The 13,186-nt window shown below is 72.8% G+C and carries 12 protein-coding genes; 5 read left to right on the top strand and 7 right to left on the bottom strand.

Annotation, left to right across the window (positions count from 1 at the left end; all coding sequences use genetic code 11):
• Positions 1-87: 87 nt before the first annotated feature.
• Both ACZ51D_RS20745 and ACZ51D_RS20740 read right to left on the bottom strand, forming a co-directional pair.
• Complete coding sequence (locus ACZ51D_RS20745; protein ID WP_465618961.1) at positions 88-948, bottom strand: spermidine synthase; 861 nt, start codon at positions 946-948, stop codon at positions 88-90.
• The gene (locus ACZ51D_RS20740; RefSeq protein WP_465663206.1) at positions 945-1,991 is read right to left on the bottom strand and encodes an alpha/beta hydrolase; all 1,047 of its coding nucleotides are present in this window, start codon (positions 1,989-1,991) and stop codon (positions 945-947) included. Before ACZ51D_RS20740 ends, ACZ51D_RS20745 begins: the two co-directional genes overlap by 4 nt.
• A gap of 416 nt (positions 1,992-2,407) precedes the next feature.
• Here ACZ51D_RS20740 and ACZ51D_RS20735 point away from each other — a divergent pair, with 416 nt between their 5' ends.
• A complete protein-coding gene (locus ACZ51D_RS20735) occupies positions 2,408-3,796 on the top strand; it encodes a selenium-binding protein SBP56-related protein (protein WP_465663204.1) in 1,389 nt (462 codons plus the stop codon).
• Between the two features lie 75 nt (positions 3,797-3,871).
• Here ACZ51D_RS20735 and ACZ51D_RS20730 read toward each other — a convergent pair whose 3' ends face one another.
• Positions 3,872-4,780, bottom strand: coding sequence for a helix-turn-helix domain-containing protein (locus ACZ51D_RS20730; RefSeq protein ID WP_465663202.1), 909 nt, complete (start codon positions 4,778-4,780; stop codon positions 3,872-3,874).
• A 189-nt stretch (positions 4,781-4,969) separates the two neighbouring features.
• Here ACZ51D_RS20730 and ACZ51D_RS20725 point away from each other — a divergent pair, with 189 nt between their 5' ends.
• The gene (locus ACZ51D_RS20725; RefSeq protein ID WP_465663200.1) at positions 4,970-6,082 is read left to right on the top strand and encodes an NAD(P)-dependent alcohol dehydrogenase; all 1,113 of its coding nucleotides are present in this window, start codon (positions 4,970-4,972) and stop codon (positions 6,080-6,082) included.
• Positions 6,083-6,181: 99 nt separating this feature from the next.
• Here ACZ51D_RS20725 and ACZ51D_RS20720 read toward each other — a convergent pair whose 3' ends face one another.
• The 3 genes from ACZ51D_RS20720 to ACZ51D_RS20710 all read right to left on the bottom strand — a co-directional run bounded on the left by ACZ51D_RS20720 (position 6,182) and on the right by ACZ51D_RS20710 (position 8,371).
• Positions 6,182-6,706 carry a DUF6114 domain-containing protein gene (locus tag ACZ51D_RS20720; protein WP_396287964.1) on the bottom strand — a complete coding sequence of 175 codons (525 nt, stop codon included), beginning with the start codon at positions 6,704-6,706 and terminating at the stop codon, positions 6,182-6,184.
• A gap of 65 nt (positions 6,707-6,771) precedes the next feature.
• Complete coding sequence (locus ACZ51D_RS20715) at positions 6,772-7,425, bottom strand: DUF6230 family protein (protein ID WP_360503066.1); 654 nt, start codon at positions 7,423-7,425, stop codon at positions 6,772-6,774.
• Between the two features lie 139 nt (positions 7,426-7,564).
• Positions 7,565-8,371, bottom strand: coding sequence for a TetR/AcrR family transcriptional regulator (locus ACZ51D_RS20710; RefSeq protein WP_465618951.1), 807 nt, complete (start codon positions 8,369-8,371; stop codon positions 7,565-7,567).
• A 491-nt stretch (positions 8,372-8,862) separates the two neighbouring features.
• Here ACZ51D_RS20710 and ACZ51D_RS20705 point away from each other — a divergent pair, with 491 nt between their 5' ends.
• The 3 genes from ACZ51D_RS20705 to ACZ51D_RS20695 all read left to right on the top strand — a co-directional run bounded on the left by ACZ51D_RS20705 (position 8,863) and on the right by ACZ51D_RS20695 (position 12,167).
• On the top strand, positions 8,863-9,531 hold the full coding sequence (locus ACZ51D_RS20705; RefSeq protein WP_465663198.1) for a Tat pathway signal sequence domain protein: 669 nt from the start codon (positions 8,863-8,865) through the stop codon (positions 9,529-9,531).
• Between the two features lie 291 nt (positions 9,532-9,822).
• Positions 9,823-10,710 carry an AAA family ATPase gene (locus tag ACZ51D_RS20700; RefSeq protein WP_465618948.1) on the top strand — a complete coding sequence of 296 codons (888 nt, stop codon included), beginning with the start codon at positions 9,823-9,825 and terminating at the stop codon, positions 10,708-10,710.
• Positions 10,707-12,167 (top strand): vWA domain-containing protein, encoded by a 1,461-nt coding sequence (locus tag ACZ51D_RS20695; RefSeq protein WP_465663196.1) that lies wholly within the window; start codon positions 10,707-10,709, stop codon positions 12,165-12,167. The genes ACZ51D_RS20700 and ACZ51D_RS20695 overlap by 4 nt, the downstream gene beginning before the upstream one ends.
• A 41-nt stretch (positions 12,168-12,208) precedes the next feature.
• Here ACZ51D_RS20695 and ACZ51D_RS20690 read toward each other — a convergent pair whose 3' ends face one another.
• Positions 12,209-13,177, bottom strand: coding sequence for an alpha/beta fold hydrolase (locus ACZ51D_RS20690; RefSeq protein WP_465663194.1), 969 nt, complete (start codon positions 13,175-13,177; stop codon positions 12,209-12,211).
• Between the last annotated feature and the right edge of the window lie 9 nt (positions 13,178-13,186).

Below are 13,186 nucleotides of genomic sequence, written 5' to 3'. Positions count from 1 at the left end.
GGACCGCCCCACCCGCCGACGCGCCGCTCGACCGGCGGCAGGAGAAGTCGACGTGGCCGACTTCTCGCGCACCACACCCGGCTCGGCTCAGCCGACGCTGAAGGCACCGTCCGGCGGAGGCGGGGAATCGGTGGCGTCCGCATCCGTGACCGGGGCCGTGCGGCCGACCAGAGCCGCCAGGTCGTCCCCCTCCACCAACCGGGCCGGGAAGATGTCACCCGCGAACAACCGGGCCAGCTCCGCCTCCGGCAGCGGCGCCGTCGACCCGGCCAGCAGCACATTGCCGTACCGCCGCCCGCGCAGCACCGACGCCTCCGCCACCAGGCAGACGTACGGGAACACCGCCCCTACCGTCGCCGCCTGTGCCTTGGCGAACGCCAGCGGCGGGCCGTCCGCCAGGTTGGCCGCGTAGCAGCCGCCCTCGCGCAAGGTGTCCGCCGCCAACCGCAGGAACTCCATCGACGTGAGGTGCGCCGGGGTGCGGGAGCCACGGAAGACGTCGGCGATCACCAGGTCCTGCGAGGCCGCCGGGACGTCGGCGAGGGCCGCCCGGGCATCGCCGACGGTCGCGGTGACGTCCGCGCCGGGCCCCTGCCAGGGCAGCCGTTCGGCGACCAGCTCCAGCAGCGGCCCGTCCACCTCCACCACCCGCTGCCGCGAACCCGGCCGGGTGGCCGCCAGGTAGCGGGGCAGGGTGAGCGCGCCGCCGCCGAGGTGCAGCACGTCCAGCGGCTGCCCGGCGGGGGCCAGCGCGTCCGCGAGGTGGCCGAGGCGCCGGGTGTACTCGAACTCCAGGTGCGTCGGATCGGCGAGATCGACGTACGACTGCGGGGTGCCGTCCAGGGTCAGCAGCCAGCCGCCGTCGCGGTCGATGTCCGGCATGAGCTTGGCGAAGCCGAGGTCGGTCCGCCGCCCCACCGGCACCGGCTCGTCGCGCTCGAAGGTCATGCGCTTTCCCCGGCCGGCCGCACGTCCCCCGGCCGCACGTCCACCGACTGCACGTCCGCCGGCTGCACGTCCGCCGCGTTCACGTCCACCGGCTGCACGTCCAGGTACGCCGCGAGCCAGTGATCCAGCTCGGCGAACACCTGGGTGCGAGCCTTCTCCCCGGAGAGCACCAGGTCGTGCATACCGCCCTCGATCCGGACGATCGTCACGTGCCGGCCGAGCCTCGGCCCCTGTGCGGCGATGTCGTCGGCGCGCAGCACCGCGTCCGCGTGGTGCAGCGCGTTGTGCCACTTCGTGGTGGCGATGGACTTGGTCGAGGCCATCAGCAGCACCGGCACGTCGATGCCCAGCCCGTGCCGCAGCCGCCGGTGCCCCTGGTGGATCGCCGACAGCCAGCCCGCGAACAGCGGGAAGCCCTCGGCGGGCTTGAGCGTGAGGTCGAAGTCCCACTCGCCCCTGTGGTCCTTGTGCAGGCTGTGCGTGTAGTGCGGGTTCAACGTCGACGGCAGCACCCGGGTCGGCGCCAGCCGCCCGATCGCCGTCACCGCCGGCCCGCCGACGCTCCGTACGACCGGTGACGTCGGCATCGACAAAAACGGCGAGTTGAGGAACAGCCCGTCCACCAGGCCCCGCCCGGCCCGACGCCCCGCCCACAGCGCACCGACCAGCCCACCCGTCGAGTGCCCGTTCACCAGCAGCTGCCGGTGCCCGTCCACCTCCCGGATGATCCGCACTGCCTCGTCGATCTCCTCGTCGTACTCCACGAGGTCACGGACGAAGTTCGGCGACTGGTGCGGGCGCAGCGAACGGCCGTACTTGCGCAGGTCGAGCGCGTAGAACGAGAACCCGAGCGCGGTGTAGTGGTCGGCCAGGTTGGTCTGGAAGAAGTAGTCGTTGTACCCGTGGATGTAGAGCACGGCCCGCTGCGCGCCGGGGACCAGCCGACGCACCAGCGTCGCGCACACCGCCCCTTCGGCATCCGGCCGCAGCTCCAGCTCCGCCGCCTCGTAAGGGGCACCCAGGACGTCTTCCCGAAACTCCATCTGCGCCGCACCGATCCTCTGCTCCGCCCGCCGATGTGGCAGGTGACCACCCGTTCCGAGCCAGACGATACCGGCCGGTAGGTGCCCGGCGCTCGGCGGTGGCCGGTCAGTCGGCGGGGGTGTCCGAGGGAGGAGCCGCCGGCGCACAGCAGCGCGTGGCCGACGGCGATGGCCTGGATCGCCCTGCCGATGCCGCCGAGGCCGGTGACGGTGACCGTCGGCGGGCGAGCCTCGATCGTCACCTTCGCGGTATCCGCCTGGACGACCGGGCTGTGGAAGTCGCCTCCCCCGGTCATGCTGTCGTGCACCGGCTCACGGTGCGCTCCGCGCCTCCGTCCCACTCCTCGTACGCCTGCTGTGCGCCGGTGGTCGTGTGGAACGCTTCCCGGACAGGGCAGGCGAGTTGGGGAGTGCATATGGATCCGTCGCTGTACCGGTCGGCCACCGAGGCGATGGCCGCGCCGCCGGAGAAGCTCGCGTACGTCGCCGGGTTCGACCGGTGGGCTCAGCGGCCGGACGCCCTGCTCACGGTGGACACGGATCCGGCATCAGCCGACTACGGGAGGGTGCTGAACTTCGCCGAACTCCCCACCCTGGGCGACGAGTTGCACCATTTCGGCTGGAACGCCTGTTCCAGCGCCCTGGCCCATGCCTGCCACGAGAATCCGGAGCGGCGGTTCCTGCTGCTCCCCGGGCTGCGCTCCTCGCGCCTGCACGTCATGGACACCCGGCCCGACCCCGTCCGGCCGCGCCTGGTGAAGACCGTCGAGGCCGCCGAACTCGCCGCCAAGGCGGGCTACTCGCGCCCGCACACCCTGCACTGCGGCCCGGAGGGGGTGTTCCTGTCGTGCCTGGGCGCCGGTGAGGGCACGGACGGACCGGGCGGGGTGGCGATCCTCGACCACTCCACCTTCGATGTGCTGCGCGCCTGGGAGACGGAGCGCGGGCCGCAGCACTTCGCGTACGACGTCTGGTGGCACCTCGGCACCAATGTGGGGGTGACCAGTGAGTGGGGCAGCCCGTGGATGGTCGAGGACGGGGTGGTGCCGGAGCTGCTGCTGGGCCGCAAGTACGGGCACGCACTGCACTTCTGGGAGCTGGACTCGGGGCGGCACCTGCAGCGGATCGACTTCGGCGACCAGTACCAGATGGTGTTGGAGCTGCGTCCGGCGCACGATCCGCAGGCGGAGTGGGGGTTCGCCGGGGTGGTGGCGAACGTCGAGGACCTCTCCTCCTCGGTCTGGCTCTGGTACCGGAACGGGCCGGCGTTCACCGCGCGCAAGGTGATCGACATCCCCGCCGAACCGGCGAAGGCCGAGGACCTGCCGCGCGCACTGCAGCCGTTCGGCGCGGTGCCGCCGCTGGTCACCGACATCAATCTGTCGGTGGACGACCGCTGGTTGTACGTGTCGGCTTGGGGCACCGGCGAGCTGTTCCAGTTCGACGTCTCGGATCCCTTCCACCCCCGGCTCGCCTCCTCCGTCCGGCTGGGTGGGGTCGTCGCCCGCACCCCGCACCCGGCCGAGCCGGGACGGCCGTTGAGCGGGGCGCCGCAGATGGTGGAGATCAGCCGGGACGGCCGGCGGCTGTATCTCACCAACTCCCTCTACGGCGCCTGGGACGACCAGTTCTACCCGGACGGCATCGAGCCGTGGATGGTCAAGCTGGACGCCGACCCCGAGGCGGGCGGGCTGACCGTCGACGAGCGTTTCTTCCCGCACGGCGCGGATTTCCGGGGCCTGCGCGTTCACCAGACCCATCTCGCGGGCGGCGACGCGTCCTCGGACTCCTACTGCTTCCGCTGAGCGCTCAGCGCTGCAGCGCTGCAGCGCCTGGTCGTACCGGGCCTTGCCAGGAGCCCTTGCCAAGACCCCTGCCGACTACCGGGACTGCTCGGCGGGCGAACCGGCGGGTGAGCCGGTCGTCCGCTCGGACGGGTCGGTCTGGAACTCGGTGGCCACCCAACTGGCCAGCAGGCGCAGCGATTCGGCCGAGGACGAGCCCGGTTCGGCGTGGTAGGTGACCAGTACCTGGTCCGAGTCCCCGGCCGGACGCAGGGTCTCGTACTGCAGGCTGAGCCCGCCGACCACCGCGTGGTGCAGCCGCTTGGTGCCGTGGCCCTTGTCCTGGATGTTGTGGGTGGCCCAGAGGCGGCGGAAGTCCTCGCTCTTGACAGAGAGTTCGCCGATGAGCGAGGCCAGCCGGGGGTCGTCCGGGTCGCGCCCGGCGTCCAGGCGCAGGATGCCGACGACGTCGCTGGCCTTGCCTTCCCAGTCCTGGTAGAGCTCGCGCGCGGCCGGGTCGAGGAAGACGTTCCAGGCCATGTTGCGCTGCTCGGGCGGCATCGCGGCGAAGTCGCCGAGGAGAGCGGTGCCGAGGCGGTTCCAGGCGATGATGTCGAGGCGCCGGCCGAGCACGTACGCGGGAACGCCGTCCATCGCGTCCAGGAGCTGTTGCAGCGCGGGCCGCACCAGCTGTGCCCGGGCGGCGGCCCGGCCGGAGCGGCGGCGGGCGGGCTTGGTGAGCCGGCCGAGGTGGTCGCGCTCGGCGGGGCTGAGCCGCAGCACCCGGGCGATGGCGTCCAGCACGGCGGTGGAGACGTTCTCGCCGTGGCCCTGTTCGAGCCGCGTGTAGTAGGCGGTGCTGACTCCGGCGAGCTGGGCCAGTTCCTCGCGGCGCAGCCCGGGGACCCGACGCCGGGTGGTGGTGTCCCGCAGGCCCACGTCCTCGGGCCGCAGCCGGGCACGGCGGGATCGGAGGAACTCGCTGAGTTCGGTGCGCTGGTCCATGTCTGCAGTATGCGGGCGATCCGGTGCGCCGGGGGGCGGGTGAGGGTGATACTGCCGTGCGTACCTTCCGCGGGCGTACGTCCGGCCCGCCTACGTTCCGCCCGCCTACGTTCCGCTCCCCTACGTCCCGGGTTCGTACGAAGACCTCTGGTCTGGTTGGCCCGATCGCGCCGCAGCAGTCTTGAGGGCATGACGAACGAGACGACGAACACGACGGTCACGACGAGCACGACGAGCACCACGAGCACGACGAACACCCGCACCGTCGCCGCCTACGCGGCGCAGCGGCCCGACGCCCCGCTGGCGAAGACCACCGTCACCCGCCGGGCCGTGGGCGAGCACGACATCGTGATCGACATCAAGTACTCCGGCATCTGCCACTCCGACATCCACCAGGTCCGCGAGGACTGGGGCACCGGCATCTTCCCCATGGTGCCGGGCCACGAGATCGCGGGCGTGGTCAGCGAGGCCGGCCCCGGCGTGACCCGCTGGAAGGTCGGCGACCGGGTCGGCGTCGGCTGCTTCGTCGACTCCTGCCGCGAGTGCGACAACTGCCTCGCCGGCCTCCAGCAGTACTGCACCCGCGAGGGCGGCGTCACCTTCACCTACAACAGCATGGGCACGGACGGCCTGCCGACCTACGGCGGCTACTCCTCGGAGCTGGTGGTGGACGAGGCGTACGCGCTGAGCATCCCCGACAACCTGCCGCTGGACGCCGCGGCGCCGCTGCTGTGCGCGGGCGTCACGCTGTACTCGCCGCTCGCCCACTGGGGCGCGGGCCCGGGCAAGAAGGTCGCGATCGTGGGCCTCGGCGGCCTCGGCCACATGGGCGTCAAGCTCGCCCACGCGATGGGCGCGGAGGTCACCGTGCTCAGCCAGTCGCTGCGCAAGCGCGAGGACGGCCTCAAGCTCGGCGCCGACCACTACCGGGCCACCTCCGACCCGGCGACCTTCAGTGAGCTGGCGGGCAGCTTCGACCTGATCGTCAACACCGTCTCGGCCGACCTCGACCTCAGCGCCTACCTGCTCCTGCTGCGCACCGACGGCACCATGGTGCAGGTCGGCGCGCCGGAGAAGCCGGTCTCGGTCAACGCCCACGCGCTGATCACCGGGCGCCGCTCGCTGGCCGGGTCGATGATCGGCGGGCTGCCGGGGACCCAGGAGATGCTGGACTTCTGCGGTGAGCACGGCATCACCGCCGAGATCGAGCTGATCCGGGCCGACCAGATCAACGAGGCCTACCAGCGGGTGCTGGACGGCGACGTCCGGTTCCGCTTCGTGATCGACGCCTCGACCATCTGATCGACGCCTCGCGACGATCCGACGGAGCTCGCACGAGCCCGTCAGCAGGTGCCCCGCGTCCTGGTGCTCTCCCGTCACCAGGCGCGGGGCACCCGCGTTTCAGACGGAGGCCGTCTTGGCCGCCTGCCGCTCCTCGCGGCGGTCCAGCCGCCGCTGCCGGCCACGGCGCAGCGGCTGGTCGGGCAGCCAGCCGAAGGTGAGGCAGGAGCCCACCACCCCGAGCAGCATCCCGATCAGGAAGCCGCCCAGGTTGGAGGTGACCCAGCTGGCCAGCGAGGCCAGCACGGCGAGGATGGAGTAGAACAGCCGCTGCGCCGGGTTGAACAGGATCAGCAGGCCGCACAGCACCATCACCGCCGGCACCAGGTACCCGGCCAGTCCCTGCATCCCGATGTGCAGGACGACGGGCAGCGGGGCCCGCAGGGTGAACAGGATCTCGGCGCCGCCGAGCAGCACCAGCAGCCCGCCCCAGAACGGTCGCCTGCCCCGCCAGTCGCGCCGCTTGACCGGGCGGGTGGCGGGCTCGCCGGCTGTGGGCTCGGCGTCCGCGGCTGTGGCGGCAGCGGGCTCGGCGGCGGCCGTGGCAGCGGTGCCGGGCGTGGCGGCCGTCCCCTCGGCCGCCACCCCCTCGGCCCGCGCCGCGGTGCCCTCGCCGGCGCCGGCCGGCTCCGGTGCGGACTCCGCCATGCTCAGCAGCCCTGGGAGCTGAAGCTCAGCCGCAGGTTGGGCAGTTTGAACCCGACGGCGGTGCTCGCGTAGTTGTGCTGCTTGAGGTGCGTCAGCAGGACGGTGTCGGCCTGCTGGCCGAAGACACCCGGGTTGCCCTTGCCGACCGGTCCGGCCTTGTCGAAGGTGCTGGCGTCGCCGCCGATCTCGATGTTGGTGAACTCCGCGTCGCCGGACAGCAGATCGGAGTCGGTGGTGAGGTTGGTGGCGGAGACGGGGGTGCCGCCGTCGCCCGCGTGGATCACCAGGTTGATGCCGCCGAGGTCGACGCTCTGGCACAGGTTGGTGATCTGGGCGCTCTTGATCGCCGACACGGCGACCAGGACCTGGCCGCCGGTGGAGCCCGCGTTGGGGCTGTCGGGGATCATCGAGTCCAGCGCGCCGAACTGTGCGAAGCCCTGGCCGTCCAACTTGTCGGCGGTGATGGTGAACGGCATGCCGGAGATGGAGAACTGCGCGGCGAGTACGCCCTGGGCGGTGAGCGCCATCAGGACGCCCCCGGCGGCGATGGCCGGCACGGCCATCAGGACGGTGCGCTTGAGCCGTACCCGGCCTCTTCTCGGGCCGGCCGGCTGTGGGGTCTCGGCCGCCGCGGCGGCGTCCTCGGACATGGCCATGTGTGCTCCCTGTGGGTGGATTGGGTGTGCAGGCACTGGCATGTTGCCCTGGCGCGGACAGCGTTCCGCGGCCCGACCGGATCACCCGCCCCTCGGCAGCGGGGCGGGTCAGGTCGGAGCGCGGTAAGTAACTGGGAAGCTACTGCCGGGTATTGGCCGGGTCAATACGGGTGCACGAAGGATCTTCACCAATCCCGGGCCCGAGCCGCTCGGCGGCCCCCGCCGGGCCGGTCCGCTCGACCGTGCCCGCCACCCCGAGCCGCTCGGCGGCCTCCGCCGGACCGAGGAACGGAGCCAGGCAGAACATGCTCAATACCGGTAGCAGTTCCGGTAGTTGATCGGTCCGGCCGGAGTCGATCCGGCGGTAGAGCGCGCTGTAGACGCCGCCCACCACGGCGTCCACCATCTCGTTCACCGTTACGCCGCCCGGCAGTTGGGGCACCTCGGCGAAGAACGCCCGAAACCTGGTGAGGAGTTGATCCCTCTCGCGCCGCCCCTCCGGGCCGACCGCCTCGATCTCGATCACCGCCATGGTGGCGAACGAGGGTGTCCCGGCGAGCAGTTGGAGCATCGCGCCGAGCGCCTGCCGGATCCCCCGGCACCAGTCGGATTCGGCCGCGAAGGCCGCCGCCATCCGCCGGAGCACCACCCCGGTGCCGTACCGGTGCGCGGCCAGGAAGGCGTCCTCCTTGCCGCTGAACAGCTCGTAGAAGACCGGCCTGGTCACACCCGCCGCGCGGCAGATGTCGCTCACCGTCGCGTGCCGGTAGCCGCGTTCGGCGACGGTCCGGACCAGCCCGTCCAGCAGCCGCTCGCGCTGGGTCGCGGCGACCACGCCCGCGGGCTGCCGGCGCGGGCCGGGCTTGATCGAGCGGGCGGGGTCGCGGCCGGTCCGCGCGCCCGGCAGCAGGACCACGTCGGCACTCCGGAGGTAGTTCCGATCCATCACCAACTCCTGTGTCCTGTATTGACATTGACGCAACACCGGGTTTACAACACTGACAGGTTTCCAACCGGTGGGCGAGCAGGCCCCCACCGGCCGACCTCCAGGGGCTCCCACGGTCCGGGCGAACCGCCCGGACCACCGGACCACGACGGGCGCGGGCCCGCGGCGGTGGCAGCCGCCGACGTGCACCCCCACAGCACCGCACGTCCGCACCGACTCTGCGCAGTGCCGCTGTGTCCCGCACCACCGGACGTCCACATCCGTACATCCACATCCGTACGTCCGTGCAGCGCCGTACACCGATACACCCGTACACGGCTGTACGTCCGCACACCGCCGTACCGCACGAGCGGGCCCGTGGCGCCGGGCCCGCCCGCACCGCGGCCCCGCCGGAGCCCCCGGTACGCCATGCACCTCCCCCGTCGTGCACACCACCACACCCGCACGCCGGGATTCCCCCACCCGTCCCCCGGACGGAGAGAGGTACCCTCATGCGCATCCGTCGCACCCTCGCCACCGCCGCCCTCGCCGCACTCGCCCTCACCGGCGCGGCGGTGGCACCCGCCGAGGCCGCCACCGCCGTACTCACCACCGGCAGTTCGACCGGCCCGGCCGTCGCCGTTGGTGACGTCCTGTCCGCCAACCTGGCCTCCGGCAGCTACGCGACCTTCTACAACGGTGCCACCGGGACGAGCGGCATCAAGTGTGCCGCCTCCTCCTTCTCGGCGACCGTGACCGCCAACCCGGCCGCCCCGGGCAGCGCCGTCGAGCAGCTCAACACCCAGACCTTCGGCTCCTGCACCTCCAACGTCCTCGGTGTCACGGGCGTCAGGAGCATCACCGTCACCAACCTGCCGTTCACCAACACGGTCAGCGACGCCCCCGGCTACCCGGTCAAGCTCACCCCCGGCGCGGCCGGCGCGATGGGCACCACCGTGGTGCTCAGCACCATCCTGGGCAGCATCAGCTGCAACTACCAGAACGCCACCGGAATCAACGGCACCGCCTCGAACACCGGCAGCACCATCGGCTTCTCCGCCCAGCCGTTCACCCTGGTGTCCGGCCCGGGCCTGTGCTTCTCGACGGGCTACTTCAGCGCCACCTACGGCCCGGTCACCGACACCTCCGTCGCCGGCAGCCCGGTCCTCGTCGTCAACTGACGGTCCGCGTCAACTGACGGTCCGCGCCGACTGACGGTCCGCACCGCCGACTGACGGTCCGCGCCGTCGGCTGACGCGCAGCCCCACCCCGACCACGGCGGCGTACGGCACCGGCACCACGCCGTACGCCGCTGGGCCGTGCCCGGGCACACCGGGGCACCGGGGCACCGGGGCACCGGGGCACCGGGGCACCGGGGCACCGGGGCACCGGGCGGGAGACCGAGACAGCGAAGTGACCGGCCGGTAGGGTGTCGCCGCACACGGACGGCGAACCTTGAACAGGGCGGGCACATGGGCAGCGACGGAACGACGGCACGTGGCACGGGCTTCTTCACCTCGGTCGCGGACGCCGCCGAGCAACTCGCCGCCACCGGCTACCTCGCCTCCCCGGCCGTCGCCACCACCGTCTTCCTCGCCGACCGGCTCGGCAAGCCGCTGCTGGTCGAGGGACCGGCCGGGGTCGGCAAGACCGAGCTCGCCAAGGCGGTCGCCGCGATCGGCCGGGCCCGGCTCGTCCGGCTGCAGTGCTACGAGGGCATCGACGAGGCCCGCGCGCTCTACGAGTGGAACCACGCCAAGCAGCTGCTGCGAATCACCGCCGGCCGCGACGAGGGCTGGGAGGAGGCCCGCGGCGACATCTTCGGCGAGGAGTTCCTGCTCACCCGCCCGCTGCTCACCGCCATCCGCGGCGAGGAGCCGACGGTGCTGCTGATCGACGAGATGGACAAGGCCGACGTCGAGGTCGAGGCGCTGCTCCTGGAGGTGCTCAGCGACTTCCAGGTCACCGTCCCCGAGCTCGGCACGATCACCGCCACCCGCCGTCCCTTCGTCCTGCTCACCTCCAACGCCACCCGCGAGCTCTCCGAGGCGCTGCGCCGCCGCTGCCTCTTCCTCCACCTCGACTACCCGGGCGCCGAGTTGGAGCGCCGGATCGTCCGCCTCAAGGTGCCGGGACTGGACGACACCCTGGCCGAGTCGCTGGTACGGATCGTCGGCGCGCTGCGTGCGATGGAGCTGCGCAAGGCACCGTCCGTCGCCGAGACCATCGACTGGGCCCGCACCCTGCTCGCCCTGGGCGCGGACACCCTCGACGAGACGGCCGTCCGGGACACCCTCGGGGTGATCCTCAAGCACCAGGACGACATCCGGAAGGCCGCCCAGAAGCTCACCCTCGCGTGACCGCCGCACCCCAGGGCGCCGGCCCCACCGCGCCCCAGGCCACCGACACCGCCGGCCGCCTCACCGGCCTGGTCCGCGCCCTGCGCGGCCACGGCCTGCGGATCGGCCCGGCCGAGACGGTGGACGCCGCCGCCGTCCTCGACGTCCTCGGTTTCACCGACCGCGAGCAGATGCGGGCCGGCCTGGCCGCCGCCCTGCTGCGCTCCGACGGCCAACGGGTGGTCTTCGACGCCACCTTCGACCTGTTCTTCCCCCTCGGCGTCGGCACCCCCGAAGCCGTCCGCGCCGACCCGCCACCGGTCCCCGAGGACCCCGAGCCGCCACGCTTCGGCCGCCCCGACCCGCTCCGCGACGACCTGCGCGAACGCCTCGCCGCCGCCCTCGCCGCGGACGACCGCGCCGCCCAGGCCCGGCTCGCCGGCGAGGTCGTGGCAGCCTTCGGCCGATACGGCGCCGGCGGCGCACCCGGCACGCCCGGCTCCGACGGCTGGTCCGCCCAGCAGGCGCTCGGCCGGCTGTCCCCCGAGACGCTGCTGGCCCGGATCCTCGCCGCCCTGCGCGGCCGCCCCGGCCCGGCGGACGTCTCCGACCTGGTCCTCGCCGACGAGATCCGCCGCCGCATCCGGGACTTCCGCGCCCAGGTCGCCACCGAGGCCCGCCGTCGGGTCGCCGAACTGCGCGGCCCCGAACGGATCGCCGAGCGCGCCGTCGCCCCCACCGCCGACCGGATCGACTTCCTGTACGCCGGCCGCGACCAGCTCGCCGAACTGCGCCGCACCGTCCACCCGCTGGCCCGCAAGCTCGCCACCCGCCTGGCCGCCCGCCGCCGCCGCGCCGCCCGCGGCCGCATCGACCTGCGCCGCACCCTGCGCCGCTCGCTCACCACCGGTGGCGTACCGCTGCGCCCCGCCTACCGGCTGCGCCGCCCGGCCCGGCCGGAACTGGTGCTGCTCTGCGACGTCTCCGGCTCGGTGGCGGGTTTCGCCGACTTCACCATGCTGCTGGTCCAGGCGATGAGCGAACAGTTCAGCAAGGTCCGGGTGTTCGCCTTCGTCAACCGCACCGCGGAGGTCACCGACCTGCTCAGGAACGGCGACGACCCGGCCCGCCTGGCCGCCCGGATCCTCGCCGAGGCCAAGGTGATGGGCTACCACGGCAACAGCGACTACGGCTCCGCCCTCGGCGACTTCGCCGACCACCACCTGGACGCCGTCGGCCCGCGCACCTGCGTCCTGGTCCTCGGCGACGCCCGCAACAACCACCGCGACCCCAACCTCGACGCCCTCCGCCGGATCGCCGGCCGGGCCCGACGGGTCTTCTGGCTGAACCCCGAACAGCCGTCCCTCTGGCCGACCGGCGACTCCGCCGCCCACGCCTACGCCGGCGTCGTGGAGATGCACTCCTGCCGCAACGCCCGCCGCCTCGGCGAACTGATCGCCCGCCTCCTGCCGGTCTGACCCCCGCCCGGGCCGGACGGGGGTGCCGGCGGGAACGGGCGTCAGTCCAGCGACTTCAGGAAGTCCAGCAGCGCCTCGGTGACCTCGGCCGGGCGCTCCTGCTGCGTCCAGTGCCCGGTCTCCGGGAGCCGGACGTGCCGGTGCAGCCGAGGGGTCACGTGCTGCAGCAGGTACGCCACCACTTCACGCGGCACCATCGCGTTCACCAGGTCCTGCTCACCGGTCACGTACAGCGCGGGCGCCTCGATCCGCCGGCCGGTGAACGCCGCCATCAGCTCGTTGTTCCGGTCGATGTTGCGGTACCAGTTGAGTCCCCCGGTGAAGGCGCGCTCGCCGTGCAGGGCGTAGTCGGCCGCGAAGGCGTCGATGTCCGCCTCGGTGAGCCAGGAGGGCAGCCGCTCCGGCTCCGGAATGGTGTCCAGCAGGCTCCCGCCCTCGGGGGCGACCCACGGCTTCGGTTCCCCGTCCGGGTAGGTGCCGCCGAGGATGCGGCGGAACGAGGCCTTGGGGTCGGCCGCCAGCTCGGCGTCGGCACGGCCGGGTTCCTGGAAGTAGATCTGGTAGAAGCCGTCGCCGAACTTCTCCCGGGAGGCCGCCAGCGGCGTCGGCCCGGACGGCAGCGGCGGCACGCTCAGCCCGGCGACGCCCCGCACCAGGTCCGGGCGCAGCGCCGCGGTGGCCCAGGCGACGGGGGCGCCCCAGTCGTGCCCGACCACCACCGCCCGCTCCGCTCCGAGCGCGCCGATCAGCGCCGTCACGTCGCCGACCAGGTGCAGCAGGCTGTACGCGTCCACGTTCTCGGGCTGCTCGCTGCGGGCGTAGCCGCGCTGGTCGGGCGCCACCACCCGGTAGCCGGCCTCGGCGAGCGGCGCGAACTGGTGCCGCCAGGAGTACCAGCTCTCCGGGAAGCCGTGCAGCAGCAGGACCAGCGGCCCCTCCCCCTGCTCGGCGAGGTGCAGCCGCACCCCGTTCACCTCGACCTCGCTGTGCTTGATCGACTCGTACGACACGAAACTCAC

It is taken from the genome of Kitasatospora sp. NPDC033851 (assembly GCF_055576085.1).
This window is presented reverse-complemented; position numbering and strand designations above follow the sequence as displayed.

What these genes read in the sequence shown, in the direction of transcription:
- ACZ51D_RS20730 (WP_465663202.1), bottom strand. Translation starts at nt 4,780, where the DNA reads ATGGACCAGCGCACCGAACTCAGCGAGTTCCTCCGATCCCGCCGTGCC.
- ACZ51D_RS20705 (WP_465663198.1), top strand. Translation starts at nt 8,863, where the DNA reads ATGCGCATCCGTCGCACCCTCGCCACCGCCGCCCTCGCCGCACTCGCC.
- ACZ51D_RS20725 (WP_465663200.1), top strand. Translation starts at nt 4,970, where the DNA reads ATGACGAACGAGACGACGAACACGACGGTCACGACGAGCACGACGAGC.
- ACZ51D_RS20700 (WP_465618948.1), top strand. Translation starts at nt 9,823, where the DNA reads ATGGGCAGCGACGGAACGACGGCACGTGGCACGGGCTTCTTCACCTCG.
- ACZ51D_RS20715 (WP_360503066.1), bottom strand. Translation starts at nt 7,425, where the DNA reads ATGGCCATGTCCGAGGACGCCGCCGCGGCGGCCGAGACCCCACAGCCG.
- ACZ51D_RS20740 (WP_465663206.1), bottom strand. Translation starts at nt 1,991, where the DNA reads ATGGAGTTTCGGGAAGACGTCCTGGGTGCCCCTTACGAGGCGGCGGAG.
- ACZ51D_RS20735 (WP_465663204.1), top strand. Translation starts at nt 2,408, where the DNA reads ATGGATCCGTCGCTGTACCGGTCGGCCACCGAGGCGATGGCCGCGCCG.
- ACZ51D_RS20710 (WP_465618951.1), bottom strand. Translation starts at nt 8,371, where the DNA reads ATGGATCGGAACTACCTCCGGAGTGCCGACGTGGTCCTGCTGCCGGGC.
- ACZ51D_RS20745 (WP_465618961.1), bottom strand. Translation starts at nt 948, where the DNA reads ATGACCTTCGAGCGCGACGAGCCGGTGCCGGTGGGGCGGCGGACCGAC.